Source organism: Cupriavidus sp. DB3, from assembly GCF_020418465.1.
Taxonomy (GTDB): domain Bacteria; phylum Pseudomonadota; class Gammaproteobacteria; order Burkholderiales; family Burkholderiaceae; genus Cupriavidus; species Cupriavidus cauae.
This window is the reverse complement of the sequence record NZ_JAIZPL010000006.1, coordinates 140198-160187: the sequence shown is the minus strand read 5'-3', so window position 1 is coordinate 160187 and position 19990 is coordinate 140198. Positions and strand designations below refer to the sequence as shown.

The following is a 19990-nucleotide window of genomic DNA, read 5'->3' as shown; positions in this document are numbered from 1 at the left end:
CCGCCCGCCGCGACCGCCCCTCGCCCGAGCCGGCGCGGGGCCGGTCCCCGGCGAGCCGATTTCCCCAGCGCCGCTTCCTCCAGGAGCCATAAGAATGACAGTGTGTCTCAACCAGGCCGTTCCCGATTTCAGCGCACCGGCCACCGGCGGCACCTTCCGCCTCGCCGACTACCGCGGCAAGACGGTGGTGCTGTACTTCTATCCGAAGGACAACACCCCCGGCTGCACCAACGAGGCGATGGACTTCCGCGACCAGCACGAGGCCTTCGAGGCCGCCGGCGCGGTGGTGTTCGGCATCTCGCGCGACAGCATGAAATCGCACGAGAACTTCAAGGCCAAGCTGGAGCTTCCCTTCGAACTGATCTCCGATGCCGACGAAGCGCTGTGCCAACTGTTCGACGTCATCAAGATAAAAAAACTCTATGGCAAGGAAGTGCGCGGCATCGAGCGCAGCACCTTCGTGATCGACGGCAAGGGCAAGCTGCGCCATGAACTGCGCGGCATCAAGGTGCCCAGCCACGTCGACGAAGTGCTCGAACTGGTGCGCGCGATGTGACCTTCACAGGGCAATTGCCAAACGGAAATCGTTCGGATACATTGCCCCGTAATGAGTTCAGATTCTGGTTGCCACGCTGCTTCTCCCCTCCGGCCCAGGCGCACGATGCCCAGGGCCGGTAGCGGAACTGCCGTGCCGTCCGCCCGCACAAGACAAGCCGCCTCGCCCGCTCAACGGGCCCGGCGGCTTTTTCGTCTGTGCGCGGCCCCGCCCGTTTTCCCCTCCCCCTGAAAGGAACGCCCAGCATGCCGCTGCCGACCATGCCCGCCAAGCCTGCACAACTGCTGGACCCGAGCGAGTTCGCTCCGGTTGCAAGGTTGCCGAAGTCCGCGACGCAGGCAAGAAAGCCCGTTCCGGCCTTGGAACGCGTGGCCCTGCTTGAAAGCGGACCCAGCGAAGCCGCCGCGCCCGCGGTGGAGGCCCGTGCCGCCGGCACGCGCGCCCGCGCGAAAGACGTGCCGAGCGCCCCGGTGTCGACGACGCCGGCCTCGCCCGTGTCGCTGGTCAAGACCAGCACCGGCACCACCAGCCGCCGGCAGCGCAAGGACACCGGCCCCGCCAAGCTGTTTGTGCTCGACACCAATGTGCTGATGCACGATCCGAGCTCGCTGTTCCGCTTCGAGGAGCACGACATCTATCTGCCGATGATGACGCTCGAGGAGCTGGACAACCACAAGAAGGGCATGAGCGAAGTCGCGCGCAACGCGCGCGCGGTCAGCCGCACGCTCGATGCGCTGGTGGCCGGCACCGACGGCGTGCTCGACGAAGGCCTGCCGCTGGCCAAGCTGGGCAACCGCGACGCGCAGGGGACGCTGTTCTTCCAGACCCGGCTGAACGACACCAAGCTGCCCGAAGGGCTGCCCGAGGGCAAGGCCGACAACCAGATCCTGGCGGTGGTCAGCGCGCTGCGGCAGCAGCATCCGGAACGCGACGTCGTGCTGGTGTCCAAGGACATCAACATGCGGATCAAGGCCCGGGCGCTGGGCCTGCCGGCCGAGGACTATTTCAACGACCAGGTCCTCGAGGACAAGGACCTGCTGTACTCGGGCGTGATGGTGCTGCCCAACGATTTCTGGACCCGGCACGGCAAGGGCGTCGAGAGCTGGCAGGACCCGAAGACCGGCGCGATGTTCTACCGGCTGACCGGCCCGCTGGTGCCCTCCTTCCTCGTCAACCAGTTCGTCTACCTGGAACCGATGGACGGCAGCCTGCCGCTGTACGCGCAGGTCAAGGAGATCAACGGCAAGACCGCGCTGCTGCAGACGCTGAAGGACTACACGCACCACAAGAACAACGTCTGGAGCGTGACCGCACGCAACCGCGAGCAGAACTTCGCGCTGAACCTGCTGATGAACCCCGACATCGACTTCGTCACGCTGCTGGGCCAGGCCGGCACCGGCAAGACGCTGCTGGCGTTGGCCGCGGGGCTGGAGCAGGTGCTGGACCAGAAGCTGTACAACGAGATCATTGTCACGCGGGCGACCGTGCCGGTCGGCGAGGACATCGGCTTCCTGCCGGGCACCGAGGAAGAAAAGATGCAGCCGTGGATGGGCGCGTTCGACGACAACCTCGAGGTCCTGCAGAAGAGCGACGACAGCGCCGGCGAATGGGGGCGCGCCGCCACGCAGGAACTGATCCGCTCGCGCATCAAGGTCAAGAGCATGAACTTCATGCGCGGCCGCACCTTCGTCAACAAGTTCGTCATCATCGACGAGGCGCAGAACCTGACACCCAAGCAGATGAAGACGCTGGTCACGCGCGCGGGCCCTGGCACCAAGATCGTCTGCCTCGGCAATATCGCGCAGATCGACACGCCGTACCTGACCGAAGGCTCGTCGGGCCTGACCTTCGTGGTCGACCGCTTCAAGGGCTGGAGCCACAGCGGCCATATCACGCTGGCGCGCGGCGAGCGTTCGCGCCTGGCCGACCACGCGGCGGACGTGCTGTGAGCGGACGGAGGCAAGCGATGCGAAGCGATCGCTGGCAGCGCGCCTCCGGCGCGCTGATCCCCTGCCTGATGGCGGCCAGCGCGGTCACCGCGCCGGGGCTGCTGCGTGCGCAGGCCATCTCCGAACCGGCCGCGGCGCCGCCCCCGGGCGCGACCGCGCCGGCGCCCGGCGCGGTACCGCCATCCGTTCAGCCGCCCACGCCAGCCCCTGCGCCAGTGGTCGCGCCACCGGTCAACGAGCCGGTGATCCGCACCGTCGGCGCGGTCAGCTATGTCTGCGGCGGCGTCGGCGAGGACGAGCAACGGCGGCTGGCCGCACGCCAGAAGCAGTTCAACATGGGCGTGCTGTTTACGCAGGGCGCGACCGGCGAATTCCTGGCCGATGTCGAGGTCCGACTGATGCGCGAAGGCCACGAAGTGGCGCGATTTCGTACCGAAGGGCCGCGCTGCCTGATCAAGGCGCCGGAGGGCCGCTACAATGTGCACGCCACTTACAACGGCCAGCCCAAGTCCATGACCGTCGGCACCGGCACCTACGACGCGCAGTTGCGCTGGTAGCCATCCGGGCATCGCGCAGCGATGCCCCGGTCGAAGGACCGCACCGGCTGGCCCACCAGTCCATGCGATCGACCAGCACCGGCCTTCCTTCTTCGCTTCCCTCGACGCTTCCCTCGACGCTTCCCTCGACGCTGTCGTCGATTCGATCCGCGGTGATTGACACGCGCCGGCTGCTGGTGGGCGCCCTCGCCCTGCTGCTGGCGGCCTGCGCCAGCACGCCGCCCTCGCGCCATGGCGGCCATGCCCGCAACACGCCGCGCGCGCCGATCGTCGAGCCGAGCGCCGGCCTCGAAGAAATCTCGATCCAGGCGATGTCGCTGGTCGGCACGCCCTACCGCTACGGCGGCAATACGCCCGATTCCGGCTTCGACTGCAGCGGCCTGGTCCGCTACGTGGTGTCGCGCGCGGCCAACGTCAATCTGCCGCGCACCACCGAGGCGATGGGCACGCGCGGCACGCCGCTATCGCGCGATCAGGTGGCCTCGGGCGATCTGGTGTTCTTCAACACCACGGGGCGGGCGAACTCGCATGTCGGCATCTACGTCGGTCAGAACCGCTTCGTGCACGCGCCGTCGAGCGGCGGCACCGTGCGGCTGGAGGACATGACCAAGTCCTATTGGGCGTCGCGTTACAACGGCGCGCGGCGCATCGCCAACGCCGCGGTACCGGTCGCGCCGAGCACGCCGGTTCCGCAGGCGGTGCCGGCTGTGCCCGTCTCCCCGCCGCCGCCCGCAGCGCCTTCGCCGGCGCCCGCCCCGGCGCCGGTCCCGGAAGACGACGATCCCATCGCCGCCTTCGCCAATCGCTGAGCCGCTTGGCCTTGGCCCACGGCACACTGAACCGGTGGACCGGCGCCAGCCGAAAAAAGGAGCCCCAATGACAAAGGCCAGGCAAATGCCTGGCCTTGTCTTTCATCGCCTGCCCTTGCGGGCGAGCCTCACAGCAGATGCCGCCCGATCCACCAGGCGATCGCCGCCATGAAGGCCGACGCCGGAATGGTCAGCACCCAGGCCCAGACGATGTTGCCGGCCACGCCCCAGCGCACCGCCGAGGTCTTGCGCACCGAGCCGACACCGACGATGGCGCCGGTGATCGTATGCGTGGTCGAGACCGGCACGCCCAGCGTGGACGCGAGGAACAGCGAGATCGCGCCGCCCGTCTCTGCGCAGAAGCCGCCCACCGGCTTGAGCTTGGTGATCTTCTGGCCCATGGTCCGCACGATGCGCCAGCCGCCGAACAGCGTACCCATGCCGATCGCGACGTAGCAGCTGACGATGACCCAGGTCGGCGGCGCGCTGTCGCTCTGCATCACGTGGCCGCTGGCGATCAGCAGCATCCAGATGATGCCGATGGTCTTCTGCGCGTCATTGCCGCCGTGGCCCAGGCTGTAGAGCGAGGCCGACACCAGCTGCAGGCGGCGGAACCAGCGGTCCACGCGCGACGGCGGCGTACGGAAGAAGGTCCAGCCGACCACCAGCATCAGCAGCGAGCCGAGCAGCATGCCCGCCAGCGGGGAGATCAGGATGAATGCCACGGTCTTCAGCAGGCCGCTGGCGACCAGTGCGCCGGTGCCCGCCTTGGCCACCGCGGCGCCCACCAGGCCGCCGATCAGCGCGTGCGAGGACGAGGACGGGATGCCGTAATACCAGGTGATCAGGTTCCACGCGATCGCCCCGACCAGGGCGCCGAAGACCACGTAGTGGTCGACGATATTGACGTCGATGGTGCCCGTGCCGACCGTGGCCGCCACCTTCAGATGGAAGACGAAGATTGCGATCACGTTGCAGACGGCGGCCAGCGCCACTGCGTGATGGGGCTTGAGCACGCCGGTCGATACCACGGTCGCGATCGAGTTCGCGGCATCGTGAAAGCCGTTCATGAAATCGAACAGCAGAGCGAGCGTCACCAGCAGGACGATCACCCACAAGCTCATTTGTACAGTCTGCATGCGGAGTTCCGGTGGGCGCGCTCAGGCGTTTTCCAGCACGATGCCTTCGATGATGTTGGCCACGTCCTCGCACTTGTCCGTGATCGTCTCGAGCTGCTCGAAGATGGCCTTCATCTTGATCAGCCGCTTGACGTCGGTCTCGTCGCGGAACAGCTTGGAAATCGCCCCGCGCATCAACCGGTCAGCCTCGGATTCGAGCTGATCGATCTGCTGGGCCGTCTTCAGGATCGTGCTGGCGTTGCCCATGTCCTCGAGCAGGCCGACCGCGATCTTGACCAGTTCGCAGCACTGCACGCAGATCGAGGCGAGCTTGCGGGCCTCGTCGGTCAGGCTGGTGACGTCGTACAGCGTGATGGTCTCGGCCACGTCCTCCATCAGGTCGAGGATGTCGTCCATGGTCGTGATCAGCTTGTGGATCTCGTCCCGGTCGAGTGGCGTGATGAAGGTCTTGTGCAGCAGATCGATGGTGTCGTGCGTGATCCGGTCCGCCTTCTTCTCGGTGGCCTGCACGCGCCGCGCGTGGGCTTCGGCATTGCCGAGATCGTTGATCAGCGTTTCCAGTTCGCGCGATGCGGTGACCGCGCAGTCGGCGTGCTGGTTGAAGTATTCGAAGAACTTGCCCTCGGTGGGCATGAATCGGCCGAACATGGCTGTTCCTTGTCGCGGCGCGCTGGCGCGCCGTCTCGTTGGGAATGACTGGATTGCGGGAGAGATTGCGCAACAGCCGGCGTTGCCGCCGGCTGTCACGGAAAAGCAATATTCTACAGGGTAGTCGGCGCGTGACGTACGCTTTGTGTGGCGCAACACGACAGCGCGCCACCCGCCTGCCGCGCCCGCGCGGTCAGGTATCGTTGTCGAAGAACGCCGGGCCGCCGCTGAAGTTGTCGAACTTGGTGAACTGGCCCAGGAAGGTCAGCCGCACGGTACCGATCGGACCGTTACGCTGCTTGCCGATGATGATTTCGGCGGTGCCCTTGTCCTGCGAGTCCGGGTTGTAGACCTCGTCGCGATAGATGAACAGGATCACGTCGGCATCCTGTTCGATGGCGCCCGATTCGCGCAGGTCGGACATCACGGGACGCTTGTTGGGACGCTGCTCCAGGCTGCGGTTCAGCTGCGACAGCGCGATCACCGGGCAGTTGAGCTCCTTGGCCAGGCCCTTGAGCGAACGCGAGATTTCCGAGATCTCGGTGGCGCGGTTCTCGCCGCCGCCCGAGCCCGACATCAGTTGCAGGTAGTCGATGATGATCAGGCCGAGCTGGCCACATTGACGCGCCAGGCGGCGCGAACGCGCGCGCAGCTCCATCGGGTTCAGCGCCGGCGTCTCGTCGATGAACAGCTGCGCGTCGTTCATCCGCTGGATCGCATGCGTCAGCCGCGGCCAGTCCTCGTCGAGCAGCCGGCCGGTGCGCAGGCGATGCTGGTCGAGGCGGCCGACCGAGCCCAGCATACGCATGGCCAGCTGCGTGCCGGCCATTTCCATCGAGAACACCGCCACCGGCAGGCCCTGCTCGACGGCGACGTGCTCGCCGATATTCAGCGAGAACGCGGTCTTGCCCATCGACGGACGGCCGGCGACGATGATCAGGTCGCCCGGCTGCATGCCGCTGGTCATCCGGTCCAGGTCGAGAAAGCCGGTCGGCACGCCGGTGACATCGGTATTGGTGTCGCGGTGATAGAGCTCGTCGATCCGTTCCACCACCTGCGTCAGCAGCGGCTGGATCTCCTGGAAGCCCTTCTGCCCGCGCGAGCCTTCCTCGGCGATCGCGAAGACCTTGGATTCGGCCTCGTCCAGCAGCTCGCGCACCTCGCGGCCCTTCGGCGCAAAGGCCGAGGTCGCGATGTCGTCGGCCACCGTGACCAGCTTGCGCAGCACCGAGCGCTCGCGCACGATTTCGGCGTAGCGGCGGATATTGGCCGCGCTCGGCGTGTTCTGCGCCAGCGAGTTCAGATAGGCGAGACCGCCGACCTCCTCGGCCTTGCCGGCCACCTGCAGCATCTCGTAGACCGTGATCACGTCGGCCGGCTTGGTGTCCGAGATCAGCCGCGCGATGCTCTGGAAGATCATCCGGTGGTCGAAGCGATAGAAGTCCGCCTCTGACAGGAAATCGGCGATGCGGTCCCAGGCCGCGTTATCCAGCAGCAGGCCACCCAGCACCGATTGCTCGGCCTCGATGGAATGCGGCGGGACTTTGAGATTGTCGAGTTGGGGATCGGCGACGGGCGCGTTCATGGGGGGCAATTATAGCGGCCCGCCCGCGCATGGCCGAGCGAATCTCGGCCGGCGGAGGACCCGATGATGGTGGCGCCGCGCACAACGCGCATGCGTGCGGGCGCCACAAAGAAAAAAGGCAGAAGCGGCTGTCAGCCTGCTCCTGCCTTTTGCTGGCCTGGCCGGGCCGCGGCGGCGCGAACGGATGTCGCGCCGGTCGCGGCCGGCAGGCTTAGACGTGCTCGCCCAGCACCGAGACGGTGATGTCGACCGCGACGTCCGTGTGCAGCGACACGCTGATCGGATAGTCGCCGACCATCTTCAGCGGACCGTTCGGCAGACGAACCTGCGCCTTCTCGACCTTGAAGCCCTGGCCAGCCAGCGCTTCGGCGATGTCGGCGTTGGTCACCGAGCCGAACAGACGGCCGTCCACGCCCGACTTCTGCGTGATCTGGACGGTCAGGCCGCTCAGCTTCTCGCCTTCGGCTTGCGCGGCGGCCAGCTTCTCGGCGGCGGCCTTTTCCAGCTCGGCGCGCTTGGCCTCGAACTCGGCGATGGCGGTCTGCGTCGCGCGGCGGGCACGCTTGGACGGGATCAGGAAGTTACGGGCGTAACCATCCTTGACGCGAACGATGTCACCCAGGTTGCCCAGGTTGACGACTTTTTCCAGCAGAATGACTTGCATCGTGTTTTCTCCTTAGCGACCAGGCGATCAGTTCTTGTGCAGGTCGGTGTACGGCAGCAGCGCCAGGAAGCGGGCGCGCTTGATTGCCGTGTCGAGCTGACGCTGATAGTGCGCCTTGGTGCCGGTCAGACGAGCCGGCGTGATCTTGCCGTTGTCGCCGATGAAGTCCTTCAGCGTGTCCAGATCCTTGTAGTCGATCTGTTCGACGCCGGCCACGGTGAAGCGGCAGAAGCGCTTGCGCTTGAAGAGCGGGTTCTGCTGCTGGAAGCGCTTCTTGTTCTTGTTGTCACGTTTGACGAATGCCATGGTTCAATCCTTTACGAATGCTTTACATCCAGTGATGTGAAAGACGAGAGCCTTGCTGTTGCGGTGCCTGCGGGCAAGAAAGCCTTCGCAGTCGAGCACCGTGCCGAGCGGCGTGCGCTCCAGGTGCTGGCCGACCGGACCGACGCCCATCGCGGCGATCGCGAACTCGACCTGCCGCGGCGTCTGCGCTTCGACCACCTCGCCGCCGTATTGCAGAAGGCAATTGACGACGGGGATGCCGGCCGGCGTGTAGCGCAACGCGTCGCGCTCGACGAGGGTGGCGTGCAGCCTCAGCTGGTTCATCGCGCCACCGCCTCTCGCATGCCGCCCCGGTCATGCCGGAGCGAACCGCACACAGCAGACCGCACTCAGGCGGCCTGGCCTTCGCTGGTTTGCTGCGAAGCCTTGCGGGCTTCTTCGCGCTGGACTTCCTTCATCATCGGCGACGGGCCGGTCTCGGCCTTCTTCGTCTGGACGATCAGGTGGCGCAGCACGGCGTCGTTGAACTTGAACGCGTGCTCGAGCTCAGCCAGCGTGTCCTTGCCGCACTCGATGTTCAGGCAAACGTAGTGAGCCTTGGCCAGCTTCTGGATCATGTAGGCCAGTTGACGACGGCCCCAGTCTTCCACGCGGTGCACCTGGCCGTTCTGCGACGTGACCAGCGTCTTGTAACGCTCGATCATGGCCGGCACTTGCTCGCTCTGGTCCGGATGGACGATGAATACGATTTCGTAATGACGCATTGACGCTCCTTTTGGGATAAGCCGCCCGGGCGCCAAGTCCGGTGCAGCAAGGGTTAAATAGCCCGCGAGTATAGCCCGGAACGGCCACGGCGGCAAGCCGCATGAGGTCCCGGCTGGATCTGCGGCGCTCCGGCTTGCGCCGCCAGCCTCAGATCAGCGCGAAGAACTGCTGCAAACGCACCGGATCGCCGGCCAGCGCGGGATCGGCGCCAAGCGCCAGCAGCAGCGCGACCCGGGCCTTGTACGGATTCAGATCGCCGGCTGATACGAACGCGCCCGCCGACGGATTGGGTTGCGCCGGCGCGATCACATTACCGGCACCGGTGCGCGTGCTGCGCACCACCGCGACACCGGCGCGCGCCGCGTCGGCAAGCGCTGCCACCAGCGTCTCGTGGATCGATCCATTGCCGGCCGCCGCGACCACCAGGCCCCGCACTCCGCTGGCGACCAGCGCATCGACCACCACGCGGCCCGGCTGCGCATAGCTGGCGACGATCTCGACCGCGGGCCAGTCCTGCGGCAGCGGCAGGGCCTGCCGGGGCAGACGCAGCGGCGCACGCGTGAAGCGCACCAGCGCGTCCTGCACCAGCCCGATCGGCCCGGTGCCCGGAGAGGCGAACGCGTCGACGGCCGAGGTGTGCGCCTTGACCGCGTCGCGTCCTGCATGAATCTCCTGATTGATGACCACCAGCACGCCCTTGCCCGCCGCGTCAGGATGCGCCGCGACGCGTACGGCATCGAGCAGGTTCAGGGGGCCATCGGCCGACAGCGAGGTCGCCGGCCGCATCGCCGCGGTCAGCACCACCGGCACGCTGGCCACGCCGGCAAGATGCAGCAGCATCGCCGTTTCTTCGAGCGAATCGGTGCCGTGCGTGATCACGATGCCGGCCACGTCGTCCTGCGTGGACCAGTGGTGGACCCGCGCCGCCAGCCGCGCCCACAGGCCGAACGACATGTCCTTGCTGTCGATCTGCGCGACCTGCTCCGCCTCGATCCGCGCGACGTCCTTCAGCGCCGGGACAGCCTCGAGCAGCGCCGACACCGGCACGGTCGCCGCCTGATAACGCGCGCTGCTGGCGGCGCTGGACGAGGAACCGGCGATGGTGCCGCCAGTGGCAAGAACGATCACGCGAGGCAAGGTCATGGGCACGAGATATCCGTAAACAGGCGGCGATTGTACCCGCCGCGACGGCCCGCTCCCCTACGGTCTTGCCCTGCCCCGCGGCCCGACCGTCCGGCCCCGAAAGTGGACGAGGATGCAAATTCCTCTTGCACTTCGATCGATACTGTATAAAATCACAGCACACTGTTCAAACGTACAGTGTTGCACATGGCGGCCACCGACGGCCTGCACGCTTCGCAGCGCGCGCCACCGGCCGGACCGCCACCGGATACAACAACACGGACAAGCCATGGCGACTCTGACACCCCGGCAGCAGCAGATCTTCGACCTGATCCGCAATACCATCCGGCAGACCGGCATTCCGCCGACCCGCGCCGAGATCGCTGCGGAATTCGGCTTTTCGTCGCCGAACTCGGCCGAAGAACATCTGCGCGCGCTGGCTCGCAAGGGCGTGATCGAGCTGACGCCCGGCGCCTCGCGCGGCATCCGGCTCAAGGTCAATCGCAGCGACTCCGAAATGCCGGACCAGTTCTCGCTGCCGATGGCCGGCGTGATGCAGCTGACGCTGCCACTGGTCGGCCGTGTCGCCGCCGGCAGCCCGATCCTGGCGGCCGAGCATATCGACCGGCAATACCAGGTCGACGCCTCGGTCTTCGACGAACGCCCCGACTACCTGCTGCGCGTACGCGGCATGAGCATGCGCGACGCCGGCATCTTCGATGGCGACCTGCTCGCGGTCAAACGCGCGCAGGATGCCGCCAACGGCAAGATCGTGGTGGCACGCATCGGCGAGGACGTGACCGTCAAACGGCTCAAGCATCGCGGCGACGCGATCGAGCTGATCGCCGAGAACCCGGACTTCGCCAACATCATCGTGCGGCCCGGACGCGAGGAATTCTCGCTTGAAGGCATCGCCGTCGGACTGATCCGCCAGTCCGGCTTCTAGCCCAACGAAGCAATCCGGCAGGCGCCGCCGCCTTGGCGCCAACCTCAGTCATGCAGCCACACGAGCCGCAGGGCCCCGTGTTGCCGCAAGACTTCCGCTGACGCCTTACCGAAGAGGACCACCATGCTGCAAGCCGACCGCTCCCTGACCCGCTACCCCGTCAAGCCCACGCCGTTCCGCCAGTCCAAAGGTGTCCGCATCTACCAGGGCGCGCAGCGCCGCACCATGGTCGGCAGCATGGCCGCGATCTGCCGGATGCTCGAACTCGATCAGCCGGGGGTGAAGTTGAATGCGTGAAGTTGAACGCGTGAAGTTGATCGCGTGCGGTTGAGCGCGGGAGGTCTGGCGCGTGAATTCGAACGTGCGAGGCAAGCCGCGTTCGTGCGATCGCAGCGACAAGATCGACTGCGTTGAGCGCCTGCGCGCGCGTCCGCGCGAGACGCGGGATATGGCAGCCCGATCGAAAGCGACGGCTCTCGCGCATCGCAACAAACCTTTACAACTCGGACCGTGAATTCGTTGAGGCATGGCCTAGCCTGTTCCCATGCTTTTCGAAGGAGACGGCCATGCCTTCGTCAGACGACACCGTCAAGCTGCTTCGCCCCGGTCGCCGCACCATGAACTGGCACGACGTGGCGCTGATCGCAGCGGGTTGGATCGCCTTGTGCATGGGTGTCGGGTGGACGATCACCAAGGCCGCTGCAAGGCTGGTTTGAGGACCGACTTGAGGCGCTGGCCCGCCCGATGATGCTCGCCACAAAGCAAAACAGCCGCTCGATGAGCGGCTGTTTTGCATGGGATCTTGGGGTGGCTGATGGGACTCGAACCCACGACGACAGGAATCACAATCCTGGACTCTACCAACTGAGCTACAGCCACCGTAGCGCCGTCGTCAGTACTGCTCGACGGAAACCAAGATTATACAAACTTCGTTTGGCGATGGCTAGTACTACGCACAAAAATTTTCGTGCGTAGTCGAACGGCGCATCAGGACCAGCGGGCTTCGAGGCGGATCGCCTCGCGGATCGCCTCGATCGTTTCTTCCTCGGACTGATACGTACCAGGCAGTCTTCGGCTCCTGCCGTTCAGCACATCGGTCTGCAGTGCCGCGGCCGCGGCCGCATCCGTGCCGCGATGCCAGCAGTAGCGGGCGGTCCAGGTACCGTTCTGCAACCGCTCGACCACCCAGACGACGCGGAAGCCTTCGAACGCGACACCAAACAAGCCGTCTTCTTCCATTCCACCCTCCGAGGCCAGACCTTCTTGTCGTTTTTGGCTACATCTTGCCATCACCCGGTTGGGGGGTCACCTCTTTGCAGCAGGCAAACGAGAATGATTCGCGGGGACGTTGCTCGACGGCATCACGCCGGCAGCGGCAAGGCGGGAGGGAAACGGGGCGGACGGCGGAGGAAGGGAAAGCAGAAGACGGAAGCGGCGGGGAAATGCGGTGCAAAAAAAAGTCCGCACACGGCGGACTCTTAAACTCTTGCGATCTCAATGCCCTGAAGGCAATTGCAATGTAACTGTCATCGCCGCCAAGCACTATTCGGGTAAACGAAAGGACCGGCGACCGACCCCGGACACGCCCGGCTGCAGGACAAAAAAAGCCCGCACTAGGCGGGCTCCAAAATCAGTTGAAGAAAGCCCTGTATTCGAGGGCACAGACAGTTTAAGAAAATCGGAATCGGCTTGGCTATCTAGGGGAATCCCTTTCCTGGTGCCTGCCATCGCCTGCACTGGCGCGGAAAGTGGCTGCAACGCGGCGGCACGGCGGGTGCGGGACCATGCCCGATTCGAAATTAGAGTCTGCACTCCAATCGGCGGCGGCCATCTACCGCCGCTCGACCGCCGAGCGCCGACTGCTCGGCTGCCGATCACCTGTCACCGGTACCGGTCACCGGCTCCTTGTCACCGGCTCCTTGTCACCGGCTCCTTGTCACGGACTACCGGTCAGCGACTGCCTGTCAGCGACTGCCTCTCCAGCAACGGCCCCTCACCGACTGCCGACTCCCGACTCCCGACTGCCGACTCCCGACTCCCGACTCCCGACTCCCGACTCCCGACTCGGACTCCCGGCCGCCAATCATGCCGCCTGCAGCGGCCGCTCCGCATGCAGGTGGCTACGCGCCTCCTCGAACAGCGCATCGACACCGTCCCGCGTGCGGATTGCATTCATCCGGCGCGCGTCGGACAGCACACGCCGCCAGCCCCGCCCGCCGGGCACGCCGCGATACAGGCCGAGCATATGCCGCGTCGCCGCGCCCATATAACCGCCCCGCTCCACCAGATCGCCGATATAACGCTGCATCGCCAGTTCGGCGTCGAGACGTGAAGGCGACGGCGCGGTATCGCCGTAGTAGCGGCGATCCACCTCCGCCAGCAGGAACGGCTGGTGATAGGCCTCCCGACCGATCATCACGCCGTCGACATGCTGCAGGTGAGCGTCGATCTCGTCGTAGCGCGTGATGCCGCCATTGATCAGGATTTCGAGCTGGGGGAATTCCCGCTTCAGCTGGTAGGCCACCTCATAGCGCAGCGGCGGAATCTCGCGGTTCTCCTTCGGGCTCAGCCCTTTCAGGATCGCGTTGCGCGCATGGACGATAAAGGTCTGGCAACCCGCCTCCGCGATCGTGCCGACGAAATCGCGGACAAAATCGTAATGCTCGATCGTGTCGATGCCGATCCGGTGCTTGACGGTGACCGGCACCGACACCGCGTCGCGCATCGCGCGCACACAGTCCGCCACCAGTTGCGGCTCGGCCATCAGGCAGGCGCCGAACGCCCCGCGCTGGACCCGCTCGGACGGGCAACCGCAATTCAGGTTGATCTCGGCATAGCCCCAGCGCTCGCCCAGCCTGGCGGAGGCCGCCAGATCGGCCGGCTCGCTGCCGCCCAGTTGCAGGGCGACCGGCTGCTCGGCCGCATCGAAGTCCAGATGGCGCGCGACATCGCCATGCAGCAGCGCACCGGTCGTCACCATCTCGGTGTACAACCAGGTGTGGCGGCTCAGGTGGCGATGGAAGGTGCGGCAGTGGCGGTCAGTCCAGTCCATCATCGGTGCAACGGCGATGCGGCGATGGCTTGTAGCAGCCGTTTTCCCTTGAAAATCAGTCATTTCAGCTTGGTTTGCTTGGACCGACACTTACCGATCCTGAATCACTTTTACCGATGTTTACGCTACGATTGCTACGAAATTGCTACGGCGTGGGGTATCGGTGGCTTCAATCATCAAGATAGGCAGCAAGTGGAGGGCGCAGGTAAGGCGGAAGGGTCACCCTACCGTGACGCGCACTTTCGACAAAAAGGCGCTGGCCGAGCGGTGGGCGCTGCAGGTAGAAACCGAGATCCGGGGCGGCGCGTTCGCTGATGAAAGGAAGCTCGCGGAGTTTACCATCGGCGCCCTGATCGAGCGTTATGAGGAAGAAGTGGGAAAGCTGCGCCCCTTCGGCCGAAGCAAGGCCGGCGCCCTAGCAATGGTCAAGCGCCACCTCGGCCAAACTCCAGTTCTGTCATTCACCGAAGCTAAGGTGCTCGAGTACGCCAAACTGCGGCATAGCATGGGCGCTGGCGGCGTCACTATCGGCATGGAGTTCACCTATATCAGCGGCGCTTACGAAACCGCCCGGTCCGTCTGGAAACTGCCACTCCCGGCAAACCCCGTCGCCGCGGCACGCAAGCACCTGACATTCCTAGGCTTGATCGGCAAATCCAAGCGCCGCGATCGCCGCCCGACGCAGCAGGAGTTGGATTCGATCTGCGACTGGTTCGCGGCCAAGAAGCGGCAACGCATCCCCATGCCAGACATCATCCGGTTCGCGGTGGCCTCCGCCATGCGGGCCGGCGAAATCACGCGACTACGCTGGGCCGACATCAACGAATCTGACCGGACCATCATCATCCGGGACCGCAAGGACCCCAAGGAAAAGATCGGGAACAATCAAGTTGTGCCCCTCCTCGGCGAAGCCTGGGACATCATTCAGGCGCAACCCCGCACCGGCGAACTCATCTTCCCCTATAAGGAAGCCTCATTCTCCAGCCTGTTCCCGCGCGCATGCGCCGATCTAGGCATCGAGGACTTGCGGTTCCACGACCTCCGGCATGAAGGCGTATCGCGGCTGTTCGAGGCCGGGTACACCATCGAACAGGTAGCGCTTGTGAGCGGTCATAAGGACTGGAAACAACTGGCCCGCTACACGCAATTGCGCGCCAAGTCTTTGCACCGGCCGGTGACGGAACACCATCCAAAGGTGACCCCACGGGAAAGGGCCACGGGCATCATCGGCTTTGCTCTGCGCCGGCGCCATCGCTGAGAAAATCGGCGCAAATTCCTCTTGCGTTTTAGCTCCATTGGTTCTAATATACGTCTCAGAGGCAGCGCGCCGCGCAGCCCACTCCCGAAAGGACTGAGCAAAATGGAAAAGACCTTGGACATCCTCAAGACCGAAGCCGAAATCAGCAAGCTGATCGCTGAGAGCAGCAAGCTCAACGCGGAAACCAGCAAGCTGAATGCGGAAATGGCCAAGCTGCACCGCGAATACCGCTGGCTCCCGGTGGTCTACGCGACGGGCCTGATGGCAGCAGCGATGACCTTCGCAAAGTTGTTCTTGAACTGATGACCGAGGGCCGCCGAAAGGCGGCTTTCTTCTATGCGCTACATTCCCCCTCCCCCTGAAAACCTCCAAGCCCTAAAGCGCGAGCTGGGCAAGACAGGCCATGAGATGGCTCACCTGTTCGGCGTAGCGGGCGGCCCCCAGTGGCGCAAATACACCGGCGGTAATCAGCCGCGCGACATTTCCCCACAAATTTTGTTCTTCGGCGTGGCCAGGCTCGTGCTGTCTCCAGAGGAACTGAACAAGGTGCTGGATCGCATGCGCGAACTCGGCGCAGAGATTGACCTAGATGCGCCAGACAACCGCGAATCGGAAGCCGCATAGGACGTCCCTAGTAGACACGGCGACCGGTTTGTGTAGAATCAGTGCCGCATTAGACCCTTCATTGCCCGCCATCCAGCGGGCATTTTTTTGGCCGCATGTAGCGCCAAGCCGACGCCCCTCCCCTGATGGGATAGCGAAGTTAGCCGCTCACCCCATATAATCCCCGCGAACAAAAGTGTTACGGGCACGTTACAGATGCCCGATAAAACTGGCAGTCCGTGCAGCCAGTAGAACGGGAGAGGTCATGCGGGTCAATGAGGTCACCGCGGCAGCGATCGCGGGAGGCGCAGCGGCGTTCGGCGCCGCTGAAACCAATCATCAGCTGGGCATCACGCGGGTCCTGATTATCTCGCTACAGGACGACAGTAAGCGGCGTGAGCATATGCGCCGTCAATTCCAGCGGTTCCCGGGCATCCATTACGAATTCTTCGACGCGATCCGAATCAGGGAGCGCAGCGAGTACCCGCAGGATTACGACACGCGCGCGCGGCGCCGCCTATTTGGCGACGATCTGCGCCCGGGCGAGGTCGGCTGCTACTTGAGCCATCGGGAACTGTGGCGGCAGTGCGCCGAAGCAGCGGACGACGAAGTCTGGTGCATCCTCGAAGACGACATCGTCCTTCTGGACGACTTCCCCCGACGCATTCGAAAGCTGACCGAGCATCGCGACAAATGGGATGTTGTCCGGCTGATGGAACTGATCCCGCGCCGGGGCAGCTGGACGTACACCGAGCTGGACCGGGAGCACGCTTTGCGCGCCTATGACCGGCAGCCGTCCGGCATGCAAGGCTACCTCTTGAAGCCCGCAGCCGCTCGGCGCCTCCTGCCTCATGCGAGCCGGATCGTCTGGCCCATCGACGAAACCCTAGACCTCTACTGGGAACACAAGCTGCGCCTCTACACCGTAACACCGGCCGCTGTGGACCTGGAGCCGTCGTTCAACTCCACCATTGGCCAGCGTTCGTCAAAGCGCCGATCCAAATGGCGGAAGCTGCAACGCGAGTTCATCAACGGCGCGCACGGGCTGCAGCGCAAGCTGTTCAATTTGCGCCGCTATGGCTTGTCCCGTAGACCTCTGCTGGCTGATGACGAAACCGCGCCGGATCTTTCAGGGCGGCATAAAGGACGTTCGGTTCAAACCGCCACGGGTCAATGAACCCTAGCGCCGCGGCTAACGCTTCTGAGCAGAACCAGTCGTTTCCGGCGCCAGTGATCGGGCGCCACAGGAACCCCAGGTTGCCGAGCAGATCGTACGGCGCCCCCTCGTGCTGAAGGAACCATCGGCGCGCGCGGGCTTCGTCAAACCCGGACAGGTCTAGGAAGTCCCAATTTCCATCCGTGAAGTCAATCCGCTTGAACCGGACGCCGCCGTCCTCGAAGGACGACGACGCGGAAAGACCATCAGAGAAAATCAGCTCGCAGTGCGAGTACGGGCCGGCCATCAAGAATCGCACGGCGCGACTGTAGAGCCCGGCGACGCCCGGGCGCGTGCCCTTATAGAACGCCGCTCGCATCATCGTTCCACTGGATTGCGCGAATCTCATCCACCGTCGTCGCCACAGCTAGGCGGGCCTTGAGGGCTTGCGCTCGAGCAAAGTTCAGAGCGCCCTGAGCCGCCATACTGCCGATAAACGCTTTCCACTCGTCGATCGTCGCAATGGGGTAATACGTATTGTCAACCGCCTTCCATGCGCCGGGCCACGGCTGCGGGAATTCGCCGGTCAGCAGCAGCGTCGATGTCGTTCCGTCGATGTCGCCGCGGCTAAGCGCATCGCACGCAAAGGTCTTGCCGTCATGCGTGAACGTGCTGCTGTTTGCAGCCAGGCGCCATGCGTTGATCTCATCGTTCTTGCGCGACCGCAAGACCTCGATGTCACCCGACGGGTCGGCCTCGGGTGTGTTGCCCTCCTCCACCCACGCGGCGTACGCCTGATAGTCGGCATTGCCTTCATCGACAGGGATATAGACCGCATCCGCGATTCGCTGGATGGCGTTGATCGCTCCCTCCGAGTCCCGCTTGATCCGATACATTGCCGCCCTCACAGTTCAGCGCTTAGCGCGAGGTTGCGGAAGGAGATGAACGACTTGGTGTGCGACACGTCCCAAACCTCCAACCATTGATTGGTGGCATTGATGCCATCTGGTGCGCCACGCGAAGTGATGGTGCCGTTCGAATTGCGAAACATCACCGATCCTGCCGTTCCTTGGTCGTCCTGGAAGCTGATCGTAGGCGTTGCCCGCATTCTGGATGGCAGCAGCGTGAAGAACGCTGCCCAAGACGTCGAAGGCGCGCCGATACCCGGCGAATCGAACTGACCAAACATGTATTGGTAGTAGCGCTCTGCCCAAAGAATCTCAGCGGAGCCGTGATCCGCGAATCCGGTAGCCACCGTACCGGGCTCAGCCTGCGCGTCCCGCAAGGCGACAATCTCGCTTGGAGTAAGACCGTTTGGAAATTCGATGGCAAACGCTACCCCCCTGCCAGTGAGCAACGTGCCTGGAGGCACAGTGATGGAGTGTCGACGCCACGTTGTCGGCGAGCCTTGATGCACTACCGAAGTAGACGCAACCGCAGTTTCATTTCCCGACCAGGTGTCGCCTACGCTTGCGGTCATATAGACGGCGAGTGTGAAATTGCGGCTCACGTCATCACGAACGTCGATAGAGAACGTGGCGCCGTTCTCTTCAAAGCCTACGGTATTGATTGACTCGATACGTTGACGCACCCAGGCATAGGCAATGCCACCCAACGGAGCTCGGAGTTGCATGTACGGGCGACCGCCGGCCGTCCCTGTGCTTACCTGGAAATCGCCCGATCCGCTGGATGCAACTGCCCACCGATCAGCGGTGTAGATGGTCCCTGCGTTGAGCGAGTTAAACGACGACCCGCGTTGCCAGAGCTTGAACGCGCCATTGATAAGGCGGTTCTTGCCCATCGTCATGCCTGCGGAATTCAGTCCAAGGTTTCCGCGAGCCGTGGCAGCATTTGAAACGTCGCTGAGGTTGGCGGATTTAGCGAGAAGTGTGCTGGTGTCACCCACGTATTTCCAAGTCGCCCAGCTAGCACCACCATCTGACGATTTCCGCCAGTACATGGCGTCAGGGGCGTCGGATGCCGTAGCAAGGTGAAACACCTCCGCATCCACCGACGATGCCGTCACGAACAAAAGAACATCGGCGGCGCTAACCGGGGATGGGGCGTTCGGCCAGTTGCGTTTCATCCGAAACACGCCGCCGCTGACCATCGTGTTGAAGTTGGTATTGGCAGCAACTGCAAGAGCGTCAGGGATGCCGTATGCCCCCGCCGCCTCGGCCGCCTCTGCCGCGGACTGCGCCGCATCAGCAGCCGAATTCGAGGCGGCGACAGCTGAAGTGCTTGCGGCTGCCGCCTGATTTCCGGCCGTGGTTGCGCTGGTGGCTGCGTTCGTAGCACTGGTCGCAGCACTCGTCGCGGAGCCAGCTGCAGCGTTCTTGCTGGCGAGCGCATCCGCGGCGCTCTGCGCCGCCTCCTGTGCCTTCGTGCTGGCCGTCGTCGCAGAACCAGCCGCCGCCGCCTGCGATGCAGCCGCTTGCGAAGCGCTGGCCGCCGCTGCCGCTGCCGAATCGACCACTGTCTGCTCTGATGCGGCAGCGGACGACGCAGACTGCGCGGCTGCATCCTTCGATGCATTGGCTGCTGTCGCCGATGCAGAAGCAGAATCTGCCGAGTCTTGCGCAGCAGTTGCGGATTGCGCCGCAGCCGTTGCGCTTGCCGACGCGGCCGTTTGGCTATCCAGAGCAGCCGCCGCGCTATTCGCCGCCTCGACAGCCTTAGTGGACGCGGTACTGGCGCTCGATGCCGCGCTGGACGCGCTCGCCGCCGCCTCTGCCGCGGAGCTCTGCGCATTGGAGGCGCTGGCAGCCGCGGCTATGGCCGCTTGCTGCGCGGCAATCCTGTCCGCTTCGATCTGCGCCATGTCTGCGAGGATGAACTCGCCGAACACCGACTCGAGCGAGACGGTGCCATTCGAGAGGATGACGGATAGTTGCAT

At 64.5% G+C, this 19990-nt stretch carries 23 protein-coding genes and 1 tRNA gene; 11 read left to right on the top strand and 13 right to left on the bottom strand.

What is annotated here, in order from left to right; all coding sequences use genetic code 11:
* Positions 1–94: 94 nt before the first annotated feature.
* The 4 genes from K7G19_RS20035 (at position 95) to K7G19_RS20020 (ending at position 3871) form a co-directional block, all read left to right on the top strand.
* Entirely contained in the window at positions 95–556 is a 462-nt protein-coding gene (locus tag K7G19_RS20035) for a peroxiredoxin (protein ID WP_226108805.1), read from the top strand.
* A 245-nt stretch (positions 557–801) separates the two neighbouring features.
* The gene (locus tag K7G19_RS20030) at positions 802–2505 is read left to right on the top strand and encodes a PhoH family protein (RefSeq protein WP_149319089.1); all 1704 of its coding nucleotides are present in this window, start codon (positions 802–804) and stop codon (positions 2503–2505) included.
* 17 nt (positions 2506–2522) lie between these two features.
* A complete protein-coding gene (locus K7G19_RS20025) occupies positions 2523–3062 on the top strand; it encodes a hypothetical protein (protein ID WP_226108803.1) in 540 nt (179 codons plus the stop codon).
* A gap of 62 nt (positions 3063–3124) precedes the next feature.
* Positions 3125–3871, top strand: a complete 747-nt coding sequence (locus K7G19_RS20020) for a C40 family peptidase (RefSeq protein WP_149319090.1) — start codon at positions 3125–3127, stop codon at positions 3869–3871.
* Positions 3872–3999: 128 nt separating this feature from the next.
* On the opposite strand, the gene K7G19_RS20015 is transcribed toward K7G19_RS20020, so the two are convergent.
* The 8 genes from K7G19_RS20015 to K7G19_RS19980 all read right to left on the bottom strand — a co-directional run bounded on the left by K7G19_RS20015 (position 4000) and on the right by K7G19_RS19980 (position 10100).
* Positions 4000–5010: an inorganic phosphate transporter gene (locus K7G19_RS20015; protein WP_149319091.1), complete on the bottom strand. Its 1011-nt coding sequence runs from the start codon at positions 5008–5010 to the stop codon at positions 4000–4002.
* 21 nt (positions 5011–5031) lie between these two features.
* Complete coding sequence (locus tag K7G19_RS20010) at positions 5032–5658, bottom strand: DUF47 domain-containing protein (protein ID WP_006575384.1); 627 nt, start codon at positions 5656–5658, stop codon at positions 5032–5034.
* 193 nt (positions 5659–5851) lie between these two features.
* Positions 5852–7243, bottom strand: a complete 1392-nt coding sequence (locus K7G19_RS20005; RefSeq protein WP_149319092.1) for a replicative DNA helicase — start codon at positions 7241–7243, stop codon at positions 5852–5854.
* Positions 7244–7454: 211 nt separating this feature from the next.
* Positions 7455–7907, bottom strand: a complete 453-nt coding sequence (gene rplI, locus K7G19_RS20000; RefSeq protein WP_149319093.1) for a 50S ribosomal protein L9 — start codon at positions 7905–7907, stop codon at positions 7455–7457.
* A 27-nt stretch (positions 7908–7934) separates the two neighbouring features.
* On the bottom strand, positions 7935–8213 hold the full coding sequence (rpsR, locus tag K7G19_RS19995; RefSeq protein ID WP_006575387.1) for a 30S ribosomal protein S18: 279 nt from the start codon (positions 8211–8213) through the stop codon (positions 7935–7937).
* Between the two features lie 3 nt (positions 8214–8216).
* Positions 8217–8516: a primosomal replication protein N gene (gene priB / locus K7G19_RS19990; RefSeq protein ID WP_149319094.1), complete on the bottom strand. Its 300-nt coding sequence runs from the start codon at positions 8514–8516 to the stop codon at positions 8217–8219.
* A 65-nt stretch (positions 8517–8581) separates the two neighbouring features.
* The gene (gene rpsF / locus K7G19_RS19985) at positions 8582–8956 is read right to left on the bottom strand and encodes a 30S ribosomal protein S6 (RefSeq protein ID WP_149319095.1); all 375 of its coding nucleotides are present in this window, start codon (positions 8954–8956) and stop codon (positions 8582–8584) included.
* Between the two features lie 148 nt (positions 8957–9104).
* A complete protein-coding gene (locus K7G19_RS19980; protein ID WP_226108801.1) occupies positions 9105–10100 on the bottom strand; it encodes an asparaginase in 996 nt (331 codons plus the stop codon).
* Between the two features lie 268 nt (positions 10101–10368).
* On the opposite strand from K7G19_RS19980, the gene lexA reads away from it, so the two are divergent.
* The 3 genes from lexA to K7G19_RS19965 all read left to right on the top strand — a co-directional run bounded on the left by lexA (position 10369) and on the right by K7G19_RS19965 (position 11741).
* Complete coding sequence (lexA, locus tag K7G19_RS19975) at positions 10369–11025, top strand: transcriptional repressor LexA (RefSeq protein WP_149319097.1); 657 nt, start codon at positions 10369–10371, stop codon at positions 11023–11025.
* Positions 11026–11148: 123 nt separating this feature from the next.
* Positions 11149–11322, top strand: a complete 174-nt coding sequence (locus tag K7G19_RS19970) for a hypothetical protein (protein WP_023265037.1) — start codon at positions 11149–11151, stop codon at positions 11320–11322.
* Between the two features lie 269 nt (positions 11323–11591).
* On the top strand, positions 11592–11741 hold the full coding sequence (locus tag K7G19_RS19965) for a hypothetical protein (protein WP_190286435.1): 150 nt from the start codon (positions 11592–11594) through the stop codon (positions 11739–11741).
* An 87-nt stretch (positions 11742–11828) separates the two neighbouring features.
* Here K7G19_RS19965 and K7G19_RS19960 read toward each other — a convergent pair.
* From K7G19_RS19960 to dusA, 3 genes are all read right to left on the bottom strand, one after another.
* Positions 11829–11904: transfer RNA gene (locus K7G19_RS19960), tRNA-His, on the bottom strand.
* 108 nt (positions 11905–12012) lie between these two features.
* Positions 12013–12264, bottom strand: a complete 252-nt coding sequence (locus K7G19_RS19955) for a hypothetical protein (RefSeq protein WP_149319098.1) — start codon at positions 12262–12264, stop codon at positions 12013–12015.
* Between the two features lie 844 nt (positions 12265–13108).
* Positions 13109–14140 carry a tRNA dihydrouridine(20/20a) synthase DusA gene (gene dusA, locus K7G19_RS19950; RefSeq protein WP_226108799.1) on the bottom strand — a complete coding sequence of 344 codons (1032 nt, stop codon included), beginning with the start codon at positions 14138–14140 and terminating at the stop codon, positions 13109–13111.
* A 166-nt stretch (positions 14141–14306) separates the two neighbouring features.
* Here dusA and K7G19_RS19945 point away from each other — a divergent pair, with 166 nt between their 5' ends.
* The 4 genes from K7G19_RS19945 (at position 14307) to K7G19_RS19930 (ending at position 17115) form a co-directional block, all read left to right on the top strand.
* On the top strand, positions 14307–15335 hold the full coding sequence (locus K7G19_RS19945; RefSeq protein ID WP_226108797.1) for a site-specific integrase: 1029 nt from the start codon (positions 14307–14309) through the stop codon (positions 15333–15335).
* A 102-nt stretch (positions 15336–15437) separates the two neighbouring features.
* Entirely contained in the window at positions 15438–15638 is a 201-nt protein-coding gene (locus tag K7G19_RS19940) for a hypothetical protein (protein ID WP_226108795.1), read from the top strand.
* Between the two features lie 33 nt (positions 15639–15671).
* Positions 15672–15959: an XRE family transcriptional regulator gene (locus tag K7G19_RS19935; protein ID WP_226108794.1), complete on the top strand. Its 288-nt coding sequence runs from the start codon at positions 15672–15674 to the stop codon at positions 15957–15959.
* Positions 15960–16203: 244 nt separating this feature from the next.
* Positions 16204–17115 carry a glycosyltransferase family 25 protein gene (locus K7G19_RS19930; protein ID WP_226108792.1) on the top strand — a complete coding sequence of 304 codons (912 nt, stop codon included), beginning with the start codon at positions 16204–16206 and terminating at the stop codon, positions 17113–17115.
* A gap of 338 nt (positions 17116–17453) precedes the next feature.
* On the opposite strand, the gene K7G19_RS19925 is transcribed toward K7G19_RS19930, so the two are convergent.
* Positions 17454–17990 (bottom strand): DUF4376 domain-containing protein, encoded by a 537-nt coding sequence (locus K7G19_RS19925; protein ID WP_226108790.1) that lies wholly within the window; start codon positions 17988–17990, stop codon positions 17454–17456.
* A gap of 8 nt (positions 17991–17998) precedes the next feature.
* Positions 17999–19990 (bottom strand): hypothetical protein, encoded by a 1992-nt coding sequence (locus K7G19_RS19920; protein ID WP_226108788.1) that lies wholly within the window; start codon positions 19988–19990, stop codon positions 17999–18001.